At 56.3% G+C, this 25,966-nt stretch carries 21 protein-coding genes; 13 read left to right on the forward strand and 8 right to left on the reverse strand.

Going from position 1 to position 25,966, the window contains the following annotated elements:
* Positions 1-16: 16 nt before the first annotated feature.
* Positions 17-568 carry a spermidine N1-acetyltransferase gene (gene speG / locus ACIGG6_RS05805; protein WP_399843078.1) on the forward strand — a complete coding sequence of 184 codons (552 nt, stop codon included), beginning with the start codon at positions 17-19 and terminating at the stop codon, positions 566-568.
* 62 nt (positions 569-630) lie between these two features.
* On the opposite strand, the gene ACIGG6_RS05810 is transcribed toward speG, so the two are convergent.
* Entirely contained in the window at positions 631-753 is a 123-nt protein-coding gene (locus ACIGG6_RS05810; RefSeq protein ID WP_301282080.1) for a hypothetical protein, read from the reverse strand.
* Between the two features lie 652 nt (positions 754-1,405).
* Between ACIGG6_RS05810 and ACIGG6_RS05815 the strand changes: the two genes are divergently transcribed.
* The 4 genes from ACIGG6_RS05815 (at position 1,406) to ACIGG6_RS05830 (ending at position 6,299) form a co-directional block, all read left to right on the forward strand.
* Positions 1,406-3,034: a thiamine pyrophosphate-dependent enzyme gene (locus ACIGG6_RS05815; protein ID WP_399843081.1), complete on the forward strand. Its 1,629-nt coding sequence runs from the start codon at positions 1,406-1,408 to the stop codon at positions 3,032-3,034.
* Positions 3,035-3,097: 63 nt separating this feature from the next.
* Positions 3,098-3,901 (forward strand): alpha/beta fold hydrolase, encoded by an 804-nt coding sequence (locus ACIGG6_RS05820; protein ID WP_399843084.1) that lies wholly within the window; start codon positions 3,098-3,100, stop codon positions 3,899-3,901.
* Between the two features lie 43 nt (positions 3,902-3,944).
* Complete coding sequence (locus ACIGG6_RS05825) at positions 3,945-4,712, forward strand: metallophosphoesterase (RefSeq protein WP_399843087.1); 768 nt, start codon at positions 3,945-3,947, stop codon at positions 4,710-4,712.
* A gap of 90 nt (positions 4,713-4,802) precedes the next feature.
* Positions 4,803-6,299: an alanine/glycine:cation symporter family protein gene (locus tag ACIGG6_RS05830; RefSeq protein ID WP_399843090.1), complete on the forward strand. Its 1,497-nt coding sequence runs from the start codon at positions 4,803-4,805 to the stop codon at positions 6,297-6,299.
* Between the two features lie 67 nt (positions 6,300-6,366).
* On the opposite strand, the gene ACIGG6_RS05835 is transcribed toward ACIGG6_RS05830, so the two are convergent.
* Complete coding sequence (locus ACIGG6_RS05835; protein WP_399843092.1) at positions 6,367-7,755, reverse strand: PLP-dependent aminotransferase family protein; 1,389 nt, start codon at positions 7,753-7,755, stop codon at positions 6,367-6,369.
* Positions 7,756-7,931: 176 nt separating this feature from the next.
* On the opposite strand from ACIGG6_RS05835, the gene ACIGG6_RS05840 reads away from it, so the two are divergent.
* Positions 7,932-9,086: an MFS transporter gene (locus ACIGG6_RS05840; RefSeq protein WP_399843095.1), complete on the forward strand. Its 1,155-nt coding sequence runs from the start codon at positions 7,932-7,934 to the stop codon at positions 9,084-9,086.
* A 4-nt stretch (positions 9,087-9,090) separates the two neighbouring features.
* Here ACIGG6_RS05840 and ACIGG6_RS05845 read toward each other — a convergent pair whose 3' ends face one another.
* The gene (locus ACIGG6_RS05845; protein ID WP_399843097.1) at positions 9,091-10,047 is read right to left on the reverse strand and encodes a cation diffusion facilitator family transporter; all 957 of its coding nucleotides are present in this window, start codon (positions 10,045-10,047) and stop codon (positions 9,091-9,093) included.
* Between the two features lie 168 nt (positions 10,048-10,215).
* Here ACIGG6_RS05845 and ACIGG6_RS05850 point away from each other — a divergent pair, with 168 nt between their 5' ends.
* Entirely contained in the window at positions 10,216-11,052 is an 837-nt protein-coding gene (locus ACIGG6_RS05850) for an alpha/beta fold hydrolase (RefSeq protein WP_399843099.1), read from the forward strand.
* Positions 11,053-11,136: 84 nt separating this feature from the next.
* On the opposite strand, the gene nirD is transcribed toward ACIGG6_RS05850, so the two are convergent.
* The 3 genes from nirD to ACIGG6_RS05865 are packed head-to-tail and all read right to left on the reverse strand — an operon-like array spanning position 11,137 to position 15,390.
* Complete coding sequence (nirD, locus tag ACIGG6_RS05855; RefSeq protein WP_253506652.1) at positions 11,137-11,511, reverse strand: nitrite reductase small subunit NirD; 375 nt, start codon at positions 11,509-11,511, stop codon at positions 11,137-11,139.
* Positions 11,512-11,539: 28 nt separating this feature from the next.
* The gene (nirB, locus tag ACIGG6_RS05860; RefSeq protein WP_399843102.1) at positions 11,540-14,065 is read right to left on the reverse strand and encodes a nitrite reductase large subunit NirB; all 2,526 of its coding nucleotides are present in this window, start codon (positions 14,063-14,065) and stop codon (positions 11,540-11,542) included.
* 17 nt (positions 14,066-14,082) lie between these two features.
* On the reverse strand, positions 14,083-15,390 hold the full coding sequence (locus tag ACIGG6_RS05865) for an NAD(P)/FAD-dependent oxidoreductase (RefSeq protein ID WP_399843104.1): 1,308 nt from the start codon (positions 15,388-15,390) through the stop codon (positions 14,083-14,085).
* Between the two features lie 636 nt (positions 15,391-16,026).
* Between ACIGG6_RS05865 and ACIGG6_RS05870 the strand changes: the two genes are divergently transcribed.
* The 4 genes from ACIGG6_RS05870 (at position 16,027) to arfA (ending at position 20,848) form a co-directional block, all read left to right on the forward strand.
* Entirely contained in the window at positions 16,027-18,750 is a 2,724-nt protein-coding gene (locus ACIGG6_RS05870) for a nitrate reductase (RefSeq protein ID WP_399843107.1), read from the forward strand.
* Positions 18,710-19,606 (forward strand): uroporphyrinogen-III C-methyltransferase, encoded by an 897-nt coding sequence (cobA, locus tag ACIGG6_RS05875; RefSeq protein WP_399843110.1) that lies wholly within the window; start codon positions 18,710-18,712, stop codon positions 19,604-19,606. The genes ACIGG6_RS05870 and cobA overlap by 41 nt, the downstream gene beginning before the upstream one ends.
* 111 nt (positions 19,607-19,717) lie before the next feature.
* Positions 19,718-20,542 (forward strand): 2,5-didehydrogluconate reductase DkgB, encoded by an 825-nt coding sequence (gene dkgB / locus ACIGG6_RS05880; protein WP_399843113.1) that lies wholly within the window; start codon positions 19,718-19,720, stop codon positions 20,540-20,542.
* Positions 20,543-20,665: 123 nt separating this feature from the next.
* Positions 20,666-20,848 carry an alternative ribosome rescue factor ArfA gene (arfA, locus tag ACIGG6_RS05885; protein ID WP_399843115.1) on the forward strand — a complete coding sequence of 61 codons (183 nt, stop codon included), beginning with the start codon at positions 20,666-20,668 and terminating at the stop codon, positions 20,846-20,848.
* 103 nt (positions 20,849-20,951) lie between these two features.
* On the opposite strand, the gene ACIGG6_RS05890 is transcribed toward arfA, so the two are convergent.
* Positions 20,952-21,665, reverse strand: coding sequence for a response regulator transcription factor (locus ACIGG6_RS05890; RefSeq protein WP_253506302.1), 714 nt, complete (start codon positions 21,663-21,665; stop codon positions 20,952-20,954).
* Between the two features lie 157 nt (positions 21,666-21,822).
* On the opposite strand from ACIGG6_RS05890, the gene ACIGG6_RS05895 reads away from it, so the two are divergent.
* Together ACIGG6_RS05895 and ACIGG6_RS05900 are read left to right on the forward strand one after the other, a co-directional pair.
* Positions 21,823-22,329 carry a molybdopterin-dependent oxidoreductase gene (locus ACIGG6_RS05895; protein ID WP_399843118.1) on the forward strand — a complete coding sequence of 169 codons (507 nt, stop codon included), beginning with the start codon at positions 21,823-21,825 and terminating at the stop codon, positions 22,327-22,329.
* A 25-nt stretch (positions 22,330-22,354) separates the two neighbouring features.
* Positions 22,355-24,610, forward strand: coding sequence for an ATP-binding protein (locus ACIGG6_RS05900; protein WP_399843120.1), 2,256 nt, complete (start codon positions 22,355-22,357; stop codon positions 24,608-24,610).
* A 14-nt stretch (positions 24,611-24,624) separates the two neighbouring features.
* On the opposite strand, the gene ACIGG6_RS05905 is transcribed toward ACIGG6_RS05900, so the two are convergent.
* Complete coding sequence (locus tag ACIGG6_RS05905; RefSeq protein WP_399843123.1) at positions 24,625-25,836, reverse strand: EAL domain-containing response regulator; 1,212 nt, start codon at positions 25,834-25,836, stop codon at positions 24,625-24,627.
* Between the last annotated feature and the right edge of the window lie 130 nt (positions 25,837-25,966).

The raw sequence follows: 25,966 nt of genomic DNA on the forward strand, positions 1-25,966 counted from the left end.
ATAAGTGAGTGTTTTCATGAGCCCCACCCTGTTTTTACGTGCTCTAGAGCGTAACGATCTGCGCTTTGTGCATGAGCTCAACAATAATCAGAGCATTATGTCGTACTGGTTTGAAGAGCCTTATGAGTCGTTTGATGAGCTTGAGGAGCTGTATAACAAGCATATTCACGACAATGCGGAGCGGCGTTTTGTTGCCGAAGACAGCAGCGGGGAAGCGATTGGCTTAGTAGAGCTGATTGAAATTGATTACATCCATCGCAGCGCCGAGTTTCAAATCATTATTACACCTGAACATCAAGGCAAAGGGTTTGCTCGCTCGCTCATTCGTCAGGCGTTGCACTACTCGTTTACGATTCTCAACCTCCATAAGGTCTACCTGATTGTGGCGGTCCAGAATGTAAAAGCGATCCACCTCTACGAGGAGAGTGGGTTTATAGAAGAAGGACATTTAGTGCAGGAGTTTTTCATCAACGGCAAATACCGTGATGTGAAGCGAATGTATATTCTGCAAGACACCTATTTAGCTCAGCTAGGCCCGCAGCCAGAGGAAGAGGGCGGTTGGGGCTAATGATGAGATGACCACAGCACCCCGGTGGGTAACATGTTGCCCACCGGGGCACGGAAGGTGCTTTATTGCTGACGCATGTACGCTGCCAGAGCATCAAAGGCAGCGCGCTGCTGCTGAGCACGTTTTGCCCACACTTCCATAACATCGACTTCCATGGCCGGTTGCTGAGTAGCGGCATTTTTCATGGCGAACACTCCTGGTACAGGGGTAGAGGAATCATTTTTGTTATACACAGTTTGCGTTGTGCAATGCAGTAAAATAGCTGTGATATGAATATTAGGCGCTTTAGCAAGGCGTGGCTAGTCCAAAAGATGTAAGTGATATGCCATGGCGCGTAAGAAATAGCTTACAAAATGGGATAAAAAAAGCACCGCTTCTGTCTAGCTTATTGAATGGAAAAGGTTTTCATAATACAAAAAAGCCGACATCAGTCGTCGGCTTGGGGTGTTATCTTTTCGTCTATAGGGGGTAAAACAGGCGAGAAAACGCTCGTTAGCAGTAAAAGTTAGCGAGTGCGTCATTAGCGGCGCGTTGCCACTGCGCCTGACATTGCCAAAACGCGAGCACTTCATCATTACGTGCTGGGATTGCCTTCATGATTGTCATCACATGGTCCTCCTGTGGGACAACACTCAACAGTGTAGTCCCTTTCTTGCTGCGCTGCAGCATAATGCTTGGGATATGAAGACTACCCAGCAAAATATCCCATCTGCAGCTAGCCTTGACAGGCTGATCTGTTCATTTTCCCCTGCGAAAGGAGTCGCACATGAGCACAAATGTCGCTGAAATCATCGTCGAAACGCTGCAAAGCGTTGTTACGGCGTGGTGGGTGATACTTTGAATCACTTTACGGACGCTTTACGGCAAAGCGATATCCAGTGGATTGGCGTCCGTCATGAAGAAGTGGGTGGTTTTGCAGCCGGTGGCGAGGCGTATATGACCCAGGAGCTAGCGTTATGCGCAGGTTCCTGCGGCCCCGGTAGCCTGCATTTTGTGAACGGGTTGTTTGATGCCCACCGTAATGGCTCTCCCGTGGTGCTAATCGCCTCGCAAATTGGGCTCAGTGATACCGGTAGCCAATTTCCCCAGGAAGTCGATCAAAGCGCCATTTTCAAACAGTACAGCGTGTTTTGTGAAACCGTTGTCTCTGCCGAGCAGGCGCGCCGTATGGCCGCTTTAGCCGCCCAGGCGGCGCTCGCCAAGCGCGGCGTTGCGGTGCTGATCGTACCGGGCGATGTGATGACGCAAACGCCGGATAATCAGTTGGGCTATCGCACGCATCGGTTTAGCTACTCGCTACGGCCAACGGCACAAGCGCTGGTGCCCGCCGTCGAGCAGCTCAATAAAGGCGGCAACATCACTATTTTTGCCGGCGCTGGCTGCGAGGATGCGCGGGAACAGGTGATCGCCCTGGCGGAAAAACTGCAGGCCCCGATTGCCTGGACCTCTCGGGCGAAGGATTTCATAGAGCACGACAACCCTTATCACGTTGGCATGACGGGCGTGTATGGCCTGGAAGGCGGCTATCACGCGGTTGCCGAGTGCGACACCTTGCTGCTACTCGGCTGTAATTTTGCGTTTAGCCAGTTCTACCCAGAGCGTGCGACGATTATTCAGGTGGACCAAGACCCTACGCATATCGGCAAACGCTATCCGGTGGACGTAGGCATCGTCGGCAGCACGCGGGATACCTGCGAGGCGCTCACTCAAGTTGTTAAGGAGAATACGCGCAGCCACTGGCTAGAGAAGTGTCGCAAGCGCTACGCCAAATCGTTGGAAAAATCGGCCCATCAAAGCCGCGATAGCCAAGTGATTCACCCACAAGAGCTGACGTTGGCCATTGACCGCCACGCGGCGGAGAATGCCTTTTTTACGGCTGATACCGGCAGCGTCAACGTATGGATGCTGCGCCATATTCGCGCCTCCCAGCAGCGGCGCACCCTGGCGAGTTTGCAGCACGGCACCATGGCCAATGCGTATCCTCAGGCGTTGGGGATACAGTTGGCGTATCCCCACCGCCAAGTGATTGCCATGTGCGGAGATGGCGGGTTAACCATGCTGATGGGGGATTTATTGACCTTAGTGCAGCAGCAAATTCCGCTAAAAATTGTGGTGTATAACAACAGCTCTCTAAGTTTTGTAGAGTTAGAGCAAAAAGTAGAAGGGTTGCTCGATGCTTACACGGAGCTTAAAAACCCCAACTTTGGCGAGGTCGCCACCGCCATGGGGTTATGGGGGCGCCGGGTCGAGCAGGAGGCCGAGTTGGATGTAGCGATTAGCCAGTGGCTTGCCCAGCCGGGGCCTGCCTTATTAGATGTGGTGGTGAACCCCATGGAGCTGGTGATGCCTCCCAAGGTAGAGGCCGGGCAGGTCGCTTCAACAGCGCTCTACTCTGCTAAAGCCGTATTGAGCGGGCGCATGGACGAGGTGGTTCACTTAGTCAAAAGTAACTTCTTAAAACGCTAGCGGCTTGTCGCATGCTATGTTGGCAGTGGCTCATGACAAACTGACAACATTAAGAGCAATGCTATGACGCTAACGTCGGCTATTCATCACCATGACCGCTGGGTGAATACAACCAGTGGTCGAATATTTACGCGGACTTGGGAATCAGGCAGCACTCGTTCGGATGTCCCTATTGTGCTGTTTCACGACTCCCTTGGCTGTGTAGATCTATGGCGCAGCTTTCCCGCGGCGCTCTGCGCCGCAACGCGACAACGGGTTATTGCTTACGACCGGCTTGGCTTTGGCCGCTCCGATGCGTATCCAACGCCTCTGCCGCTCAGTTTTATCGACGATGAACCCACGGGAAGCTTTGCAGCACTACGCGAGGCCTACCAAATCAAACGCTTTATCGCCCTGGGCCATAGCGTTGGGGGGTGCATGGCGGTGCACTGTGCTGGGGGTTACCCGGATCAGTGCCAAGGGCTGGTGACCATTGCTGCCCAAGCGTTTAACGAAAACCGCACACGGCAGGGGATTGAGGAGGCAAACGTTGCCTTTCAGGCGCCGGAACAGTTCGCCAAGCTGGCCAGGTACCACGGCGACAAAGCCCGCTGGGTACTCAACGCCTGGGTGGACACATGGCTAAGCCCCGCGTTTGCAGAGTGGTCACTCATCCCTGCGCTTGAAAAAGTACAGTGCCCGTCACTCGTGCTGCATGGCGAAAAAGACGAGTACGGGTCTCATCGTCAGCCAGAGCGTATTGCCCGCTATACCCAAGGTCCCGCTCACTGCGAAATGTTACCCGGCATCGGTCATATTCCTCACCGGGAAGCCAAAGCCGTGGTGGTCGAGTTTGCCCGCCAATTTATCGCTCGCCTTGCCTATTAACGGCTTAATCTCAAGCCCATGTAAGCACCATGAGAGACGTTCTATGCGCTTAAGAGTCTTATCCGATCTTCATTTAGAACATTTTGACGGACACCGCGAACTGCCGCCTGCCGAGGCGGATGTGGTGGTGTTGGCAGGGGATATTCATCGCAGAGCAGAAGGGCTGGCATGGGCGCGGCAGCAGTTTTCCGACCTGCCGATTCTCTACGTGCCGGGTAACCATGAGTTCTACGGCACCTGCATGCCGCTGCTGCGCCAAGAGTTAGCACTAGAAGCCGCTCGGTATGATATTGAGCTGCTGGATAATCGTAGCGTGACCATTGGCGGAGTACGCTTTTACGGCACAACGCTCTGGACAGATTTTGCGCTCTATGCCGACGACCCTACCCGCAACCCCTTAGATACCGAAGCGAAAGCGCTGCGCTATATGCCCGATTTTCGCATCATTACCACGGCTCCCGGCCAAGTGTTCACGCCCCCAGCCAGCCAAGACATGCACTGTGAGGCGATAGAGTGGTTGGGTCGCGAGCTTCAACAGCCTTTCGATGGCCCCCGCGTAGTGGTGAGCCATCATGCCCCGCTGCACGGTTGCATTCCCGAGCAGTACATAGGCGACGCGCTCTCACCCGCCTTTGCCTCCCACCTCCCGCAACTGATGGGCAAGATGGATCTTTGGATTCACGGCCACGTCCACGAGCCGGTGGATACAAGGCACAGCGGCACGCGCGTCATCGCCAACCCGGGTGGTTACCCGGAGGAGTTTTCGCCGTCGCTGTTTCGGCCTGATTGGGTGGTCACTGTGGGCGAATAAGGGCTGAAATGACGCGCTGCTCTATAACCTAGCTACACTCCTACCTGTGACGATAACAGTTGCTCATACAACCACAGGGAGTGATAGGCGATGGAATTATTAGAAACAGTGCTAGGGCCACTTCGTGATGGTTTATATGCAGTCATGATGCCCGTCAGCAACTTTATCTGGAGCTATATTCTTGTTTACCTGTTGCTGGGTGCAGGCCTGCTGTTCACGGTCATGACACGTGGTATGCAGTTTCGTCTGTTTCGGCACATGGCCCACGTGACCTTTACCGCCCGCGGGGCAGGGGATGGCATTAGTGGCTTTCAGGCGTTCGCGACTTCCATGGCCGCACGGGTCGGTACCGGTAATTTGGCGGGGGTTGCTCTAGCGCTATGGATTGGCGGGCCAGGTGCGATCTTTTGGATGTGGGTGACCGCGCTATTGGGGTTTGCAACGTCGTTTATCGAATCGACGTTAGCGCAGGTGTATAAGCACCGCCATGAAGATGGCGTCTTTCGCGGTGGTCCTGCGTTCTATATCGAACGTTGCCTGGGTTGGCGCTGGCTTGGTTCACTGTTTGCGGTGTTCTTGATCATTGCCTATGGGCTGGCATTCAACGCGGCGCAATCCAATACCATTGCCCAGGGCATGAGCGGCGCCTTTGGCATTCCCAACTGGGTGACCGGTGTGGTGATTGCGGCACTGGCCGGTGTCGTCATCTATGGCGGCCTGAAATCGGTAGCACGTACGGCCGAGAAGATCGTGCCGGTGATGGCGATTGCCTATCTGCTGGTGGCGCTATGGATTCTGTTTGCCAACCTCTCCGCCGTGCCCGACATGCTGTCATTGATCGTCATGAGCGCTTTTGGCTTAGGCCCGGCGGTCGGTGGCGCGGCAGGCTATGCCATCAAAGCCGCCATGGAAAACGGCATCAAGCGCGGTCTTTTCTCTAACGAAGCCGGTATGGGCTCGACCCCGAACGCAGCCGCCCAGGCCACCGTGAAGCATCCAGCGGCCCAAGGGCTGGTGCAATCCTTTGGGGTCTTTGTCGATACCATCGTGATTTGTAGCTGCACAGCGGTGGTAATTCTACTCTCTGGTGTATACGAGCGGCTGCTGTCCGAGTCGCCGGGGGAGAGTATCGAAGGCATTCAGCTCACCCAAGATGCCATGGTGGATCATCTGGGGGGCTTTGGTGAGATCTTTATCGCTATCGCGATTCTGTTCTTTGCCTTTACCTCCATTCTGGCGAACTTCTCGTTCTCTTCTGTGAACATTGAATACCTGTTCCGCCACCACGCCAAAAAAGCGGTCGGTGTGTTTAAGATCATTATCCTCGCCATGGTATTGCTAGGTTCTGTTGCCGAACTCAGCGTGGTCTGGGACTTTGCCGACCTAGCCATGGGGCTAATGGCCACCACCAACCTGTTTGCCATTCTACTGATGGCACCGATTGCGGTCTCGGTGTTGAAGGATTACGAGCGCCAGCGTCGCCAGGGCATTGAGGAACCGCTGTTCGACCCCGCCATACTTAAAAATCCAGAGTTGGTGGATGAGGATGTGTGGCCGGTGAGAGAGGCTAAAGAAGCGGATAGATAAAGCGAATAGATAAAAAGTGTGACGAGCGGCCTTTTCGCTATCGCAAAAGGCCGCTTTTTTTAATCTGCTAACTCGCCAACTCAATAAACTCTTTGGCTCTAGGATCTTGTATGTAGGAGACGTTAATACGTATCCAGGGAGTGGGTTGATGATCCGCAAAGAACAGGTGGCCCGGTGACAGTGTCACTGCGCACCTCTCGGCCAGTTCAGTTAGCGCTTCAGGCGTCATATCGACCGGAGGTTTAGCCCACACAAACATTCCTCCAGCCGGTTCGGTATGGATCGCCCAGTTTGCCTTTTTAAGCATGTTTAGCGCCAACGCCATTTGGTAGGAAAGCTTGCCACGAAGCCGCTCGGCCAGCTTTCGGTAGCTGCCGTTCTGGAGCATCGTAGTGACCACTTGCTCTGCAAAGCGAGATGCGGAAATGCTGGTCAGCATCTTAATATCGACCAAGCGTTGTACCCGTGAAAGGGGGCAAGCTATAAACCCTACCCGCAGCGAAGAAGAGAGGCTTTTGGAGAAACTGCCCAGGTAGAACACACGATTCAAGCCGTCTAATGTAGCTAGGCGAGTCGTTGGTGCGTGCTGAAAATCCGCGCAGATATCATCCTCAACGATCTGAAAGTCGTGCTGTTGGGCGAGCTGCAGCACCCGATGAGCTACTGCTGGGGTAATCGTGCTACCGGTAGGGTTATGAAACACGCTGTTGATATAAAATAGTTTGGGCTGGAACTGAGCCAACAACGCTTCCAGACGCTCAATATCTGGCCCGTCGGCTAGCCGCGGTACGCCAACCACATGTATGCGTTGCAAGTGCAACAGGCCGAACAGGTTGTAATAGCCTGGCGATTCTACGAAGACAACATCGCCGGGCTCAAGCAGCATTCGAACCAAAAGATCGAGTGAATGGCTACCACCGCCGGTCATGACTATTTGCTGGGCGTTGGCGTTAATCGCTAATAGGCGCAGGCGTTCTTGTATTAAATCACGCAAATCCTGCGGCCCTTGAGGAGTGCTGTACTCGAAAATTCCCGAACGGCTTTTACGTGCCACTTGGCGAATGGCGTGGGTTAGGTCGTCTCCCTCTCGCCAATCGCTTGGCAGCCAGCCGCACCCCAACTTGAGCGTGTGCTCATTAGCATTGAAAAGCCCCCAAAGCCCGTTGGTGACTTCTTCCAGGCCGCTCGTGGCTACTGGCTGTGATATTAGTGCTGCCGCGCTATCCGCGATGTAAAACCCTGAACCGGGCCGTGAGCGTACTAAGCCCGCAGCGACCAGTCGCTCGTAAGCTTCAATCACGGCATTACGGCTAATGTGATGGGTTGCCGCCAAGCGACGAATTGAGGGTAAACGGCGGCCTCCGCCAGCACCATGTGCTGCGATCCAGGCGCGAGCGCCCGTTTCAATCTGTTGCGCGATAGGGGTAGGGGAGTCGCGGTTAACCTTGAGCTTCATAGTGGACCCTGTGGCTCACAACGGTTCTCTACAGTCTTTCTTTAAAACTGTGCTGTAAAACTGTTCTCGAAAAGGGCGGAACAGTGTCTTGAAATTGGTTGCCAAGTGTATCTTACCGGTGATCGGCAAGCGTGGGAGCTTAGTGGTTCAAATACCTGCTTATTTAGGATAACGCTATGAACCGCGCTTTACCTCGAGCCACTGTCCGCAGTGCTGTTTATCTGGCCTTTGCGCTGTGCATGATTACCACAGCGGTTAATTTACAGGCTCCGCTCTACGATGCACTCGCCGCGCGCGACGGCTTGGGGGTAGGGGCGACAACGATCGCCTTTGCCTGCTACGTAGTGGGTGTCTTGCCGGTTCTGCTGGGTTTAAACGGACTGGCAGATCGAGTGGGGCGCAAGCCATTAATCATGGCCGCGCTACTGCTAAGTCTAATGGCGACTGCAACGACCTTAATAGCCCCCAGTTTGGTGGCACTAGGAGTAGCCCGCTTTCTACTGGGCATCAGCATGGGGCTGACGTCGGCAGTCGCGCCTGCTTATATGCAACTGCTCGTGAGCCCGGAGGATAACCGTGTTGCCACCAACTACGTAACGGCCAGTACCTCGCTGGGTTTTGGTCTGGGAGCCGCGGTCACTAGCCTGTTTCTCTTCCATACCACTAGTATGTCGCCCCCCAGTTTGTGGATTTATATGGCTGCCGCGACGCTGGCGCTTATAGCGGTTTCTACTCTGGGGGATACCCCACCGAGTGCCAATAAGCGCTCTCTGCTGCGTTTGCCAAGCTTCCCTCGGGGTACTTTCGCCTTCGGGCTAGCCATTTTACTGGCGTGGGCAACAGTAGGGTTAGTGATTGCGACACTCCCTTCCGCCCTGCAGCGCCACGGTTTATCTGTCTGGAGTGGATTCGCCACGTTTGGTATTTGCAGTTGCGGTGTGCTGTTTCAACCTTGGGCAAGAAAGTTGACACCACGCAGTGCAACGCTACTGGGGCTGGCCATTTTGCCAATGGCCTATACGCTAATCGCCTGGGGTGCTGTTCAAGGCTATCTATCGGCAGTGCTGGTGGGAACGGTTGCCGCCAGCAGCTCTTGCTACGGGTTTATCTACCTGGGTGGGTTGAGTGGTGTGTTGGCAGCGGGCGAGGCTGCTGTTTCTCAGGCCAGCGCCGGTTACTTTTTGATGGCATATATTGGTTTCAGTCTCCCGGTGATCATGACCGGACTACTCATTGATGCAGTCGGTCATGTTCTGGCGTTGTCTCTGTTTGGATTAGCCCTCTTGGGCGGTGTGATGATAACGGCGCTGTTGCTGCGCCGCTCGCTGTAGTCCGTTAAGCATTGTTAGTTGGCGAGGAGGCGTGTGTATCCACCAGCAGCCCACAAGAGGGCGCTGCCCAGCGGTTGTCAGCGGTGAAAACCACGTCGCATACCACGGGCGAGTAGTAGCGGCGCACTTCTTCATCGATGCGCTGACGCAGCGCGTCTTGGTTTGCCAGGGTCGCTTCGGGCAGCTCTTTGGGGAGTACCACGTGGACGATGACGTAAAGCAGGCGGCCGGGGCGTACCATACGCACGCGCACCTCCAGGGTATCGATATCGGCAAGGCCACGGGCGACGGCTTGGCGCACCGGTTCAGCGACGGCTTCTTCCGGGGTTTTGTTGAGCAGCTCTCTTAACGCTTGCGACGCCATGCGCACGGGTACCCCCAGGCAGAGCACCACCACTGCAATCACCAATACGGAATCCACATAGGGCAAAACAGCTTGCCAGCCGAGGCGTTCAAACAGCATCACTAAGCAAAAAGCCGCCAGGACGGCCCCTGAAATCACGCTGTTCACCAGCCAGTTTAGTTTGTCGGCGGCCACCAAGGGGCTACTGACATGGCGCTGGCTGCGGTGCATAACCCAAGCGGTCAGCGAACAGGCGGCGGTCGCGAACAGTGCATAAATCACCGCAAGCCCTGCGGAAATTTCTCGCCCACCGGTAAGCAGTGCGGCCACGGCATCCACCAGTGCGAAGATCGATACCCCCAAAATCAGCAAACCTTTGCATAAATTAACCAACGACTCGAAGTAGCTGTAGCCAAAGGGGTACGACTCGCTATCTGGGCGGCTGGCAAGCTTGCTGACCTTGATGGTCACCAGCGATACGCTAAAGTAGATAAGATTGAACAAGCCATCCAATAGGATGGCCTGGGAGTTCGAGGCCAGGGTGGCCACGATACCGGCACAGCCAATGAGCAGCGCCATGAAGGCGGAAAAGGCTAACGTACTGGATTCTGTCTTCACGAACGTATGGCTCCCATGCCTACCGAATCAAGAGGCTGGCAAGCATAGCAACTTTGCCCCGATGATACCGCTGAATGAACGCCTCGCAGAGCTATTTGGCAACCGGGAAAGCGTTGTACTAGCCTTGAATAACGTTTTCCGTAAACGCCAAACCAGGAGGTTGATGCGATGCCATTTCTGAATGCAGGGACGGAGCAGGGCACACCGGTTGAGATTTATTACGAGGTTCACGGGGCAGGAAAACCGGTCGTACTGATTCACGGTTGGCCACTGAGTGGCCGCTCTTGGGAGAAGCAGGTGCCTGCGCTGGTGGATGCGGGCTACAAGGTGGTGACCTATGACCGCCGTGGTTTTGGCCATTCGACCCAAGCGGATGGCGGTTATGACTACGATACCCTCGCCTCTGACCTAAAAAAGCTGCTGGACGCGCTGGATCTTAACGACGCGACCCTGGTGGGCTTCTCCATGGGCGGCGGCGAAGTCGCTCGCTATTTGTCGAGCTACGGCACCGAGCGTGTCAACAAGGCGGTGTTGGCAGCGGCGGTGCCACCGTATCTGTATAAAACCGACGACAACCCGGAAGGCGGCCTGGACGATGCCACGATTCACCAGTTCCTGGAAGGCGTGAAGGGCGACCGCATCGCCTTCTTGGATGACTTCACCAAGAGCTTCTTTACCGCCAACGACAAGAGCGACCTGATCAGCGAACCGAACCGGCTTTATCACCGCGATATCGCGGCGTTCGCCTCGCCCAAAGCGACCTACGACTGTATCAAAGCGTTTAGCTACACCGACTTCCGCAAGGATTTACCCAAGGTCGACATTCCGACGCTGGTTCTCCATGGGGATGCTGATGGCATTGTTCCGTTTGAAGTGAGCGGCAAGCGCGCCGCTGAGCTGCTGCCCAACGCTTCGCTAGAAGTGATCGAGGGTGGCCCGCATGGGCTTAACGCCACCCACCCCGAGGCATTCAATCAGGCGCTGATTCGGTTTTTGGATCAATAAGTAGCGTCACTCTCAAACAGCCGCGCCGCCTGGATAGGCGGCGCGGCTGTTTGCGTTGCGGGGGCGTTAGAGGTAAGCGTTCGGCTAGCCTTCCACCCACACTTCATCGCCCTTGAAGGCGACGCGCCAAGTGCGTAGCTGTACCTCATCCTCCTCCAAACACTGGCCATCTTCCAGGCGGAAGTGCTGCTTGTAGATCGGAGAGGCCACCACGGGGCTGCCTTTGATATCGCCGACGATGCCGCGGGCAATCACATAGGCCTTCGAGAAAGGATCGAAGTGGTCCAGGGCATAGAGCTCTTGCGCGTGGCCGGGCAAATAGAACAGCGCCACTTGGGCAGGGCCTGCTGAGGTAGTTAGCCATGCGGCGACGCCGGAAAAGGCCACGAGGTCTGCTCTGGTGCAGAGCGGCTGCCAAGTGTCGTTGCGGTTCGTCGGTTTAAGTGCGGTGGCGGTCATGGTCGTCCTCGATTCTTTGGTCACTGGGTTAAGCAGGGCGTAGCTGGCCGCGCTCGGAAGTCATGATGATGGAAGGGTCGGGCCGTGCATCGTTCACGAAACTTCTAAAACGCTTTAACTTTTCCGGATCACTGATGGCGTTGGCCCACTCGCACTGGTAGCTATCCACCACGTGCTGCATTTGGCGCTCCAGCTCATCGCTGATTCCCAGGCTGTCTTCCAGAATCACCTCTTTCAGGTAGTCCAGGCCGCCCTCCAGGTTTTCCCGCCATACCGAGGTGCGCTGCAAGCGGTCGGCGGTGCGTACGTAGAACATCAAAAAGCGGTCGATGGTGCGGTAGAGCTGCTCGTCATCTAAATCGGTGGCGAAGAGTTCCGCATGGCGGGGGCGCATACCGCCGTTGCCGCACACGTAGAGGTTCCAGCCGTTTTCGGTGGCGATAATGCCAATGTCTTTGCTCTGCGCTTCGGCGCACTCGCGGGTACAGCCGGAAACCCCGAACTTGATCTTGTGCGGTGCACGCAGGCCCTTGTAACGGTTCTCCAACTGAATCGCCATGCCCACGCTGTCCTGCACGCCGTAGCGGCACCAGGTGCTGCCCACACAGGATTTCACTGTGCGCAGCGACTTACCGTAGGCGTGGCCGGTCTCAAAGCCCGCTTCAATTAGTTCGCCCCAAATGGCCGGCAGGTCTTCTAGCCGTGCGCCGAACAGGTCGATGCGCTGGCCGCCGGTAATCTTGGTGTAGAGTTGGTACTTCTGGGCCACTTGCCCTAGCACCACCAGCTTGTCGGGGGTAATTTCACCGCCCGCAATGCGCGGAACCACCGAGTAGGTGCCGTTTTTCTGCATATTGGCCATGAAGGTGTCGTTGGTGTCCTGCAGCGGCACGTGGGCGGCATCGGTAATCGGTTCATTGAAGCAGGAGGCGAGAATCGAGGCCACCGCCGGTTTGCAGATATCGCAGCCGAGGCGATGCGTCTCGGCATTGCCGTGCTTCTCCATTAGCTCGCTGAATGTCTTGATGCCTTCGACACGTACGATGTCGTAAAGCCCTTGGCGGGTATGGGCGAAGTGCTCGCAGATCGATTTATCCACTTCGACGCCGCGGGCTTCCAATTCGTGATCCACCACGCTTTTGAGCAGCGCCGCACAGCCGCCGCAGCCGGTGCTGGCTTTGGTCGCGCCTTTAACGCTGCCAAGGTCCGCCGCGCCTGCGTCGATGGCACTGCAGATGCTGCCTTTCGTCACGTTGTGACAGGAGCAAATCATCGCCGTTTCCGGCAAGGCATCCGGCCCCAGCGCCGGGGCAGCACCGCTTTGTTGCGGCAGAATGAGCGATGCGGGCTCTTGGGGAAGCTCGATGCCGTTGGCGTAGTACTGCAACAGCGTGTCGTAGACACTATTATCGCCCACCAGCATGGCCCCCAGCAGCTTCTTACCGTCGCTGGTGACGACCAGCTTGCGGTAGACCTGGGTGAGCGGGTCGAGGTAGCGGAACATGCGGGCGCCAGGATTTTGATTGCCGTGGGCATCGCCAATAGAACCGACATCCACGCCCAGCAGTTTTAGTTTGGTGCTCATATCGGCACCGCTAAAGCAGGTATCGCCCCCCGTCAGCGTGGCGACGGCCGTTTTGGCCATTTGGTAGCCAGGTGCCACGAGGCCAAAGATACTCTGATTCCACAGCGCTACCTCGCCGATGGCGAGGATATTTGGGTCGTTGGTGCGGCACTGGTCATCGATCACTACGCCGCCGCGCTCGCCAATGGTCAAGCCGCACTCCCGGGCGAGGGTATCTTGCGGGCGAATACCGGCGGAAAAGACGATCAGGTCGGTTTCCAGCACTTTGTCGTCTTGGAAGACCATCCGCAGGCGGCTGGTGTCGCCGGGTTCGATACGCTGGGTGGCCCGCTCGGTGAGTACCTGAACACCGAGGGCTTCGATTTTCTCTTTCAGCAGCTCGCCGCCTTCGCTATCTACCTGCATGGGCATCAGTCGCGGGGCGAACTCCACCACGGCGGTATCCAGGTTCAGCCCGCGCAGCGCGTTGGCGGCTTCCAAGCCGAGCAAGCCGCCACCGACCACCACGCCGTTGGTGGCGTTTTTGGCCGCTGCCTGAATGGCATCCAAGTCATCCAACGTACGGTAGACCAAGCAGCCTTCGCTGTCGTTGCCGGGAATGGGCGGCACAAAGGGAAAGGAGCCGGTGGCCAGCACTAGCTGGTCATAGGCGTAGTGGCCCTGTTCGGTCACCACCAGCTGCTGTTCGCGGTCAATCGCGGTGACCGCTTCACCGCTGCGTAGTTGAATGCCGTGGGTGTGGTAGTAATCGCCATCGCACAGCGCCAGTGACTCCGCATCGCGGCCGCTAAAGTACTCGGATAAGTGCACGCGGTCGTAGGCGCGGTGGCGCTCTTCGCCAAAAATCGTCACCTCAAACCCCGCCAGCGCGCCGCTTTCCACGAGCTGCTCGGCAAAATGGTGGCCGACCATGCCGTTGCCGACGATGATCAACTTTTGCGTGTTGGAAGACGTGGTTGGAGTAGACATTGTGTGATTCACCATAGCTAAGCCGCCTCACGGGTGAGAGATAAAGGGGATGACAGGGTGTCGAGAGGGTTGTCGAGCGCTGTTTGGGCATCGGTTGCGCCAAACAGCAACAGGTGGCGGCACGCGGTTAAGTCGGTCGCGGCCAGCGCCTGCTCGAAATACCAGGGGCCGTGGCGGGTATCGCCATACAGCACCGCGCCGATGAGGCGGCCTTGATGGAGCAGCAGGCGGCAGTAGTCGCCGGTTTCCGGGTCTTGATAACGAAGCTCTTCGTGCTTGGCGGCGGCCTCGGTGGGGCCAAAGGCAAACAGGCTCACTCCGCTGACCTTGAGTTTGGTGGCCGTGGGGGCTTCTTGATACGCCGCTGGATTTTCACCACACAGCACGGCGGCCAGCACTTCTACCTGCCGCCAAATTGGCTCCACCAGCCCATAAGTGTGCTGCTCGAACTGGCAGCATTCGCCCAGCGCATAAATGTGGTGGTCTGAGGTGGTGAGGTGCCCATCCACCACAATGGCGCGGTCGTACATAAGCCCGCTTTGCTGGCCCAGCTCCGCATTGGGGGTAATACCCGCCGCTACAATCACGCTGTCGGCAGCTAGCTTCCGGCCATCGCTCAGTGTGACCGACTGCACCTGCCCATGGCCGTTATCTTCCAAGGCAGCAAGCGATGCGCCGGTTTCAATGATGATGCCGCGCTCGCGCAGCGTGGCTTCCAGCAATTGGGCGGCGGTGGTGTCTAGCTGGCGGTTCATCAACCGCTCGCTGCGCTGTAAAACGCTGACGGTGAGCGCGCTACCGCCCCGTTTGCGCAGCCCTTCAGCGGCTTCCAATCCAAGTAAGCCGCCGCCAATCACCACGGCGTTGCCGCCTTGCTGAGCAATAGCTTCTAAGGCGTCGGCATCGCGTAGGTCACGAAACGTATGAACACCGTCAAGAGTGATGCCAGGCACCGCTGGCAGCGTGGGGCGCGAGCCAGTGGCCATCACTAAACGGTCATAGCTTAAGATGTCGCCGCGATGCGTGAGGAGCAGGCGGCGTTCGCGGTCGATGGAGGTCACGCGGTCGCCAAGCGTCAGTGTGATGTTGTTATCGGCGTACCAGGAGGCGTCTTGCAGAGTGAGCGCCTCAGGCGCCAGTTCGCCCGCCAATAAAGGAGAGAGCAAAATGCGGTTATAGGCAGGTACCGGCTCCTCACCCACCACTGTGATACGGCGGGGGCGCTGCGAATGTTTAACCAGCGCTTCAAGTAGTCGGTGGCAAGCCATGCCGTTACCGATAATGACGAGGTGTTCGTTCGGTGAGCACCGGGAAGCGGTTTCCATAGGTAGCTCCTGTAGTTGAAACATAATGTTCAGCAAATAAAAAACGCCCCTGACACAGCCCTTTCAAGAAGGGAGTATCAGGGGCGTCGTTGCCCGTTGGCGTCGTTGATAACGCACAGCAACCGCCGTTGGCTGCCGAACTGTCTTGCCTTACGGTGAGCAAAAAGCCCGCCAGCTTTTGCCGTCGGTGGATTTAATTCAGCCTAATCAGGGTATTAAGCGTTTATGAAGAAGCGGCAGGCCGCTCATGGTTAGCTAGGCTTGCCCCACTTTGGTGCTTAAGCGGCGGTTAATGCACTCTCTTCAACCGATTATTCGACAAAGGGCATGCCTTTCGCGAAAAGTAGAAATGCAGGCTGCGTTTATAAATGATTGTTTATTAAGTATTTTAATGGTTTTAGAGCAGCGTGGGCGCAGGGTTTGCAGTTATTCCAGTAACAAGCAACAACGGCTCAGTGCAGGGTCTTTGCCCATAACGATCACAACGACTAATTGCGTCGAATAATACCAACTGCAGCAAATCACTGATGAGTACGGCACCCGGTAAGCGGTGCTCCTGAGACAACGGCGTCCAGGCAGGCTTCTTTCGAGGCTGGCTTGGGCGCTTTTTGCTTTTTAACGCCGGAGGAAACTGCCATGCCACAGGCCAATCGGCTCGCCCGAACCACCTGCCCCTACTGCGGCGTCGGCTGCGGCGTTACCGCCACGCTGGAGAACGGGCAGCTCATCGCCGTCGAAGGAGACCGCGAGCACCCAGCCAACTATGGCCGCCTGTGCGTGAAAGGCACCGCGCTGCACGAAACGCTGAGCGAGCAGGGGCGCTTGCTGAAGCCGCGCGTGGACGGCCAAGAGGTCTCTTGGGAGCAGGCGCTCACCACCACCGCCGAACGCTTGCAAGCGCAGCGCAGCGCCCATGGCCCGCAGTCGGTGGCGGCGTATCTGTCTGGGCAACTCTTAACCGAAGATTATTACGTTGCCAATAAGCTGTTTAAAGGCTTCTTAGGCACTCCTCATCTGGATACCAACTCACGGCTCTGCATGGCGTCCGCCGTGGCGGGCTACAAGCGCGCCTTTGGTGCCGATGCGGTGCCCTGCAATTATGAAGACCTAGAAGAGGCGGAGCTGGTGGTGTTGGTGGGTTCTAACCTTGCCTGGAATCATCCGGTGCTCTATCAACGATTGAAGGTGGCCAAAGAGCGCAACCCGCTCATGCGGGTCGTGGTGATCGACCCGCGAGTGACCGACTCTTGCGAAATTGCCGATCTCTATTTGGGCATTCGTCCGGGTAGCGATGCTTACCTGTTTAACGGGCTGTTGGCGTGGATGGCTGACCACAACCGCTTGGATAGCGTGTACCTAGAACGCTACACAGAGGGGGTAGACGAAGCGCTGAGCACTGCTAGGCAGAGTGCAGACAGTGTGGAAGCCGTCGCCCGCGAGTGTGATGTGGACCCTGAACGCCTGGAAACCTTCTACTACTGGTTTGCCAGCCAGCTGCATGTGGTCACGCTATACTCCCAGGGGGTGAATCAATCCTCCAGCGGTACCGATAAGTGCAACGCGATTATCAACTGCCACCTAGCGGGCGGGAAAATCGGTTTGCCGGGGGCGGGGCCGTTTTCAATCACCGGCCAGCCCAACGCCATGGGCGGGCGAGAAGTGGGTGGGTTGGCCAATCAACTGGCGGCGCATATGGATTACCACACGCCGGGCGCTCGTGAATTAGTCAGCCGCTTCTGGGCCACCAAGCATTTAACCCCGGCACTGCCTGACGCCCCGGGTTACAAGGCGGTAGAACTCTTTGACGCCATCGAGCGTGGCGAGATTACCGCTCTGTGGGTGATGGCGACCAATCCGGCGGTGAGCATGCCGGATGGGGAGAAAGTGCGCCGCGCGCTGGCAAAATGCCCGCTGGTGATCGTTTCGGAGTGCGTCGCCAATACTGACCTGCTGCCCTTTGCGGATATCGTGCTGCCCGCGTCGGGTTGGTCGGAGAAGGATGGCACGGTGACCAACTCAGAGCGGCGAATTTCCCGCCAGCGGGGGATGCTGCCTCCTCCCGGAGAAGCGAAGCACGACTGGTGGATACTCTGCGAAGTGGCTAAGCGCTTAGGTTTTAGTGAGGCGTTCAGCTATACCCACCCGTGGGAGATTTTCGATGAGCACGCACGCCTCTCTGGCTATGAGAATAGCGGCGAGACCCAGCGGCTGTTCGATATCTCAGGGCTGGTAGGCCTGGGCCAAGCGGCTTATGATGCGCTCGCACCAATCCAGTGGCCCGTGACTCAGCAGGCTCCTCGCGGCACGGCAAGGCTGTTCGAAGATGGCCGGTTTGCTACGGCGAATGGCCGAGCCAAACTGCTGCCGATTACTCCGCGACCACCGGAGCAGCCGCTGAGCGACGACTACCCGCTGCGCTTGAATACCGGTCGCGTGCGGGATCAGTGGCATACCATGACGCGTACCGCCCGTGCGCCGCGCTTGATGAACCACCGCGCCGAACCGTTCATTGAGCTGCACCCAGACGATGCGGCTCAGGCAGGCTTAACGGATCAGGGTTTGGCGACGTTGACCGCTGCCGCCGGGGAGTACCGTGGGCGGGTGCGGGTTTCCAACGCCCAGCGCCGAGGCGAAGTCTTCGTGCCGATGCACTGGACCGACTGCTTTACCAAGCAGGGTCGCAGCGGTGCACTGATTAAAGGCTATACCGACCCGCTCTCCGGGCAGCCGGAAGCCAAGCAGGGGGCGGTGGCGGTGAGTAAGCTCCCCATTGCTTGGCAGGCGACGCTGCTGCTAGCCAACGAGTTGGATACGCAACCATCGCCCTGGTGTCGCAGCGACTACTGGGCGCGCATTCCGATGGCAAGCTGCACCCGTTGGCAGCTAGCGGATAGCCAGCCAGTTAAGGATTGGCTGGCGCAGGTGGAAGCGTGGTGCGGCATGCCTGTCTCTTTGTGGTGTGACGACCCGGCAACGGGTAGGCTGCGCGCAGCGGGAGTAGTGAACGGGCGGCTGCGCTGGTGGTTGATGGTGGGGCCACCCGACGAACTGCCCGGGCTTGCCTGGCTTGAAGCGCGCTTCACTGACGCTACCCTGGAGACACAGCACCGTAGACGCCTGCTGGCCGGGTGCGATGATGGTGCTGTTGATATCGGCCCGGTGGTGTGCAGCTGCCACCAGGTTGGCCAAGCCAGCATTGTGAAAGCGATTCATGCGGGCGATACCAGCGTAGAAGCGTTAGGCGCACGACTGGCCTGCGGCACCCAGTGCGGCAGCTGCCTACCCGAACTAAAAGCGATACTTGAAGAGGAGCGGCCCCATGCGCGCGCTAAGCAAACAGCTAACACAGAAGTGGCCTGAAGCGCTGTGGCGCTTGGGTCAGAGGGCGTGGGCGCCTTTTAGTCGCGACACCGCCGCTCGTTTACACCTGCCGTTAAGCGGTGAGTGCCAGCCGGGAACCGTCTATTTAGTCGGCGCAGGCAGCGGCGATGTCGAGCTGCTGACGTTAAAAGCCGCGCGGTTGCTAATGCAGGCAGACGCAGTAGTGTATGACCGCCTTGTCGGGGACGAGGTGTTAGGGCTCATTCCTCCGGGCACCGAGCGCTACTACGTCGGCAAAGCCAGCGGCCATCACAGCATGCCTCAGGCAGAAATTGGTGCGCTGATCGTCTCCCTGGCCCAGGCAGGCAAATCGGTAGTGCGCTTGAAGGGTGGCGACCCCGGCGTGTTTGGGCGCATGGGCGAAGAGTTAGCGGCTCTGGCAGAGGCCGAGCTGCCCGCAGAGATTGTGCCGGGTATTACCGCCGCCTCCGCCGCAGCGGCGGGGATGGGAATCCCGCTTACTGATCGCGGCCACGCCCAGCAGGTGCGTTTTATTACGGCTCAGCTATGCCGGGAAGGCGGTATGCCGGACTGGGCGTCGCTGGCGCGTCAAGACGAGACCCTGGTGTTCTACATGGGGCTCTCCAAAGTGGCTGCCATTTGCCATGGCCTGCGCCAAGCGGGCCTGCCCGATACGTGGCCTATCATGCTGGTGGCCAACGCCAGCCAGCCCGAGCAGCAGTCCCTGGTGGGCACGCTAGCCGATATGCCCGAACGCCTCGCCGCTCAGCCGCTGCCATCGCCCTGCCTCATTATGGTGGGCAGTGTGGTCAGTATGGTGACCCATAGCCCAGCTGCTACGGGCGCACAGGAGCAGCATTGTCAGCAGGCCTGATGGCGGGGTGTTGTTTTTTTACGAAAGAATGTTAAAAGCCAGGGTTGAAGTCCTGGAGTGCTCTCCCCATATTCGTTAACACGCTATCAAATGAAGCAAAGGAGAGAAGGGATGCACAATGACGCTCCGAACCCCGGTTTTGGCACTTTTCGCCTGGAAGGCGACACGTTAACGAAGAGCATTCACGCGGCCCTGGAGGCCGGTTACCGCCATATCGATACCGCTCAGTTTTACGATAACGAAGCGGGCGTTGGCAAAGCGATTGCCTCTAGCAGCGTTCCCCGTGAAGAGATTTTTCTGACCACGAAAGTGTGGTTCGACAAGCTCGAACCCGCCGCGCTGAAGGCCAGCGTCGATGAAAGCCTGGAAAAGCTGGGCACCGATTATGTAGACCTGCTGCTTATCCATTGGCCATCGCCGGATGATGCGGTGCCTATGGCGGACTACTTAACCGCCTTAAAAGAAGTGAAGCAGGCGGGCAAAGCGCGACATATCGGCGTGTCGAACTTTACCATTGCACAGCTCGATGAAGCGGTGGATATCTTAGGCGCTGGCGAGATCTTTACGAACCAGATTGAGGTTCACCCGTTCCTGCAAAATCGCCGCTTAGTGCAGCACTGCGAAAAGCTCGGCATCAAAGTGACGGCCTTTATGCCGCTCGCTGTTGGCAAAGTGCTCGATGAGCCTGCGCTGCAGCGCATTGCGGATGCACATGGGGCCAGCCCGGCGCAAGTGACCTTGGCGTGGATCCATCAACTGGGCTACCTGACTATTCCGTCGTCCACCAAGGCGCGCAATATTCAAAGCAACATCGACGCTTTCAAACTGACCCTGAGTGAGTCAGAAATGGCACAGATTGCTGAGCTGGATCGCCATGAGCGTATTGCAAACCCAGATTTTGCCCCACAGTGGGACGACCAGCCGTTAGGTGGCTAGGCAGTCCACTCTATTGTAAAACCTGCGCGCTAAGGGAAACTGTTGGCGCAGAGGGTGTTCTTAAGGGCGGTGGCTGTTACTCGCCGCCCTGTTAAGCTTCTCTTAATAAACCAGGAGTACAGTGTGAAACAGTATAAGGTTCGCGATAACGCGCTGAAAGCCAAGTTACGCACACCCATGTTCAAAATGCAGCAGCAAATGCCCAAGAAAGGCAAAGGCAGCTACTCTCGCAAAGGGCGTCATGCACAGAAGGGGCAACCTTCTATTTGCTACGGCGTCCTGAGAGGGCATCGCCAAGCCGCTTAAATCAGCGTTTTGGCGATGCCTTCCCCAGGCATCGCTGCAGGCAATTTGCCAGTCTGCAGACTCTCATCAGCTTTTGGCCGACCGCAAGGTCGGCTTTTTTATGTCAATTGGCCGCTTGCTCTACGGTAGAGATACTGCACACTTCCATGCGGTAACCCGATTGATACACGCTACGTAGGCGCAAGCCGTGCCTGCCATCCAGCTCTAATTTGCGGCGCAATCGGCTTACATGGGTATCAACTGTGCGCGTTGATACATCGCCTTTTATTCCCCATACCAGTTCCAGCAAATGCGCGCGGCTTAACAACTCACCCACTTTGGAAAAGAACAGGGTTGCCAATCGATACTCCCGCTCGGTTAGCTCAACAGTGTGGTCATCGACCTTAATAGTGTGCTCGTCGGTATTAATCGAAAACGCTCTGGGGCAGGTCGCTGAAGGGCGGGGAGTGTCGTAACCGGCACGCCGACCCAGCGCGCTGACACGCGCCAGAAACTCCTTAGGGCGCAGTGGTTTCGCTAGAAAATCATCGGCACCTTGTTCCAGTGCCTTTACCACGTCATCTTCCCCCTGACTTGCCGTAATAAACAGAATGGGTCCACGCCAACCGTCGTTTTGACGTAAATGGCTGACCACATCCATGCCGCAACCATCCGGCAGCCGCCAGTCAATAATTAGAAAGTCGAAGCGCTGCTCTTGCGTAGCTCGTCTTAGCTCACTTGCCCTACCAAACAGAGACACCTGATGCCCTGCAGAAAGCAGGCACTGCTCGATAAACGCTTGTTGGTCGAGATCATCTTCCAGCACGCCGATATGCATAGTGAATTACCTATTTTTTATCGTGTGATACATCTCACACCACCGGGAGGGACTACTCATGCGTTAATTCTAGTTTAGGTAAGGGGAACGACACAAAGGTTTACAGTTAACGCTTAAGTCGTAGCGCTATAATTCGTTTACAATTAGGAGGTTAAAAATGTCTAAGTATATGATTAATAGATCTATTCTTGTAGTGGTTAGTGCGTTTGTATGCAACATCGCGCAAGCGCTCGATTCACCTACCGGTAGCGTCATTTTGAAAGTGACCGGCAACATTACCCAAACCAACGTGGGGGATGAAGCGCATTTCGATAAAGTCATGCTAGAAGCGTTAACGCAGCGTACCACTGACACCAGCACGCCTTGGCATGATGGTGTGGTGAGCTTTGAGGGGCCGCTGGGAAGGGCATTATTAGAAGCCGTGGGCGCTGAAGGGGAGCAGTTGAACGTGGTGGCGCTCAATGACTACTCCTCTATGGTGCCGGTCAGTGATTTTTACGATCATGAGGTCATCTTGGCCATGCGCGCAGATGGTCAACCGCTGAGAGTTCGCGATCATGGGCCGCTGTTTATCATTTATCCCTTCGATGAAAATCCTTCACTCTTGAACGAAGAGATCCTTACCCGCTCCGTATGGCAGGTTAAGCGAATAGAGGTCGAGTAACGGTCGCGTCTGCTAGGTAAACGCCATGTTGCCCATTTTGAGACACTACTTTTCGCGTCGTGTGAGGGTTGCTACCTTTTCAGCAATCCTCTTTTTTCTATCTGCCATTATTACGGGCGGAGTCATCTTCCAGCGGCAGCACGCCATCGAAAATCGCCTGTTGGAAAACCTCGTGTGGACGGGGTATCAGTTTGATAGGGAAGTGCGCGAGTTTCACCTGACGCTGGTGGATAGCCAGCTGGGTCACATGAGCAGCGAGGATTTGCTGCTGCGTTTTGAAATACTGTTTAGCCGGAAGACGCTGTTTCAGCAGGGGGAAATCAACCTGGCAGTGTCTAAAATTGAGGGCGTGAATGCACTGGTAGAACAAGCCGCCGCCGTGATTCATGAGATCGACCACCTGATCGAGCCGCTTTGGGACGATGCTAACGCCCTAAACGACGAGCTAATTCGTCAAGCCTTGGAGCGCACGGTTCAACTGCAGCAAATAACCGGCACCATCTTGATAGAGACCAACGCAAGCGTGGCGCGACTGCGCACGCTAGAGCGTGAAAAGATGACACAGCTCTACGGGCTGGCATTAATCATACTGCTCTCGTTGATGTTATCGGGCGGTCTATTGGTTCGCGCTCTGCTTATCGAAGGGAAGGTCAGCATTCGTAAGGCCCAAGCGTTAGAGGTGAAGAGCCGAGAGCTGAAAGAGACGGCCAAGCGCGCTGAAATCGCCAGCCAGGCCAAATCCCAGTTTATGGCAGTGATGAGCCATGAAATTCGCACGCCGCTCAACGGTGTGGTGGGTATGGCCGACCTACTGAGTGAAGAAGTACATACTCCTAAAGCCCACGCTTACCTATCGGCACTCAAACGCAGCGCTGAGAGCCTGCGCGCCGTGATCAACGATATTCTGGATTACACCAAAATAGAGAGCGGACGGCTTGATTTGGATGCTCGTACTTTTGATCTGCGTGAATGTATAGAAGCGCTCTGTACAGGCTATGTGCTGCAGGAGAAGAGCAAATCGGTCGTGTTTAACTACTCCATTGATCCGTCGCTGCCTCGGTTTGTGGTGGGCGATATCGCTCGCCTTCGCCAAGTCATGATGAATCTGATCAATAACGCGCTGAAATTCACTGAAGAGGGTTTTGTGAAGTTTCACGCCTCGCCAGGTGATGACCATCGACTGCTGTTCGAAGTGTACGACACGGGGTGCGGTATTGAAGCGGCAGATCAAGAGCGTCTTTTTTCAGCCTTTTCGCAGGTAGATACTTCGATGGCGCGTCGCCACGAAGGCACAGGGCTGGGGCTCGCCATTTGTAAGCGACTCGTGCATGCCATGGGCGGTGAGATTGGCGTGACCAGCCAAGTAGGGATGGGGAGCCGTTTCTGGTTTGCGGTGGCGTTACCGGAAGCAGAGGCTATGGAGGTCTATCACCACAGCGAACAGCAAGCAGCGCTGGTGGATAACCACCATATTCTGATTGTGGAAGATAACCCCATTAACCAGACCGTCGCGAAAGTCATGTTGGAGCAGCTTGGGCAGCGCGTGACTATTGCCGATAACGGCCAGTCTGCGCTTACACAGCTTCAAGAGGAGTATTCGGCCATTGATCTCGTATTAATGGATATGCAAATGCCGATTTTGGATGGCCCAGAAACCACACAGCGCTGGCGAGCTTTTGAAACCGCGAACGCGCTGCCGAGGTTGCCTATTGTAGCGATGACGGCAAACGTTATGCCCGAACATCGCGAGCGCTGCTTTGAAAGCGGTATGGACGACATGATCAACAAGCCGTTCACGCGAGAAGAGCTGTATCAACTCATCAGTCGCTACGTTCCCACCGCTGACGTAACGATGGAGAGTGTCGAGCAAAGCGGACGCGCTGTCAGCGAGCAGGAGAGTGCGCTAGGTGACTCACCAACAGAGAGAGACGCACTGGACGTGCTGGATCGCAAAATTTGCGCAGAGCTTCAGGAGGCGTTTGATCCAGCGTCACTCAATGCGCTGTTGAACGCGTTTTTGACCCGGCTGGAGGAGCGTTTAATTCGCCTGCGGGCGTGTTGGCTTGCGGGAGATAATGAGTCGTTACGTAAAGAGGCTCACTCACTAAAAGGGGCCGCCGCTTCGCTAGGCTGCGCGGCAATTGCCGAAAGGGCTGCATTGTTGGAAAAAGGCGCTAGTCAGGAAGGGGAAGCGTCAGTCGTTGGGTTGCTGGATGCGCTGGAAGCGCTGAAACTCATCACTCAGCAAGCACTTTTAGACCAAGGGTTGTTGGCGGTATAAGACCATGTCCAGCGCTATTCGGGGTAGCGCTGGAAGTATTTGGCCAAGAGAATCGTTGGTGTCGAGTAGGCGCGCTTAGCGATTGTCATTTGATGATCCAACCACCCATCGAACTGCACTGACGAGAGAGGGCGAGAGATGAAGTAGCCTTGCCCAATGGGGCAGTGCGCTTTGGCGAGCAGCGCCTGCTGCTCTGCGCTTTCGATCCCCTCTGCCACGACGCTCATCCCGAGACGCGCGCCAAGCTCGACAATGGAGAGCGTAATAGCTTGGGCGCTGGGCTCGCTATCGATGAGAGATACAAAGCTTCGATCAATTTTTAACTCATCAAACGGCAGTCGGTAGAGCTGTGTTAACGATGAGTAACCCGTGCCGAAGTCATCAAGCGCTAACTTGCATCCCCGTTTACGTAGTTCATCCAAGACGTGTCGAGCATAGCCCAAGCACTCCACGCCGACGGATTCTGTCAGCTCCAGCGTAACGTTAGTCATATCGATGGGATACTGGCTGCATAGCGTATCGAACATCGACAGCATTTTTTCGGCTTTGATAAATTCTGCAGGCACGTTAATTGCGATGCTTAGCGGCAACCCACGGGCATGCCAAGCAGCCAGCTGTGCAAACGAGAGCTCTAAAATACACCAAGTCAGCGGCACCATCAGTCCGCTTCTTTCGGCCAGGGGAATAAAGTTATCAGGGTAAATGGTACCGCGCGTTGGATCTTCCCAGCGCACTAAGGCCTCTGCGCCTACAACCGCGCCTGTCGCCAGCGATACCTTTGGCTGCAGTGCTAGGCAAATATGCTGCTGCTTGATTGCCTGGGCCAGCTCGCCCACCGAGGGTGGTTTCGGCGATGACTCAATTTGCTCGATAAACGCGCTAAGGCCGGTCATTAGCTTGGCTTTAGGTAAAAAGCCCAGCATCTTTAGCCCCTTAGATTTACCTTCGGCAATTGCGTGGGCGGCCGTTTCATCAGAGCAGCTGCTTAACAGCAAAATAGGGGCATTCATTTTTAGATCATAGAGATAATCCAGGATATCCAGCCCGGTAAAATCGCCCAAGCCAAAATCCAGCACAATCAGGTTAGTGTTAAGTAGGGCAGGTTTACGCGCCAGCTCTCCCAAGCATCCGGCGGTGGCAACGTCAAAACCATGGCGGCTTAGCAACATTTTGCCTAGCAGCTGGATATCGACGTCATCATCAATTACTAACGCACTGGGCGGCATGATATGTCCTTTCAAATAGGTACGCGCAGCGTTTTAAGTAAGTGTTATTGCCAGCGCACTGACGCAATGCCTGAGTCGGCAATGCAAAAGCGCCTTCAGGTGCCAGGGGAGGAGCCTGAAGACGCAGAGA

This window comes from Vreelandella lionensis (genome assembly GCF_044543515.1).
GTDB classification, from domain to species: Bacteria; Pseudomonadota; Gammaproteobacteria; order Pseudomonadales; family Halomonadaceae; genus Vreelandella; species Vreelandella lionensis.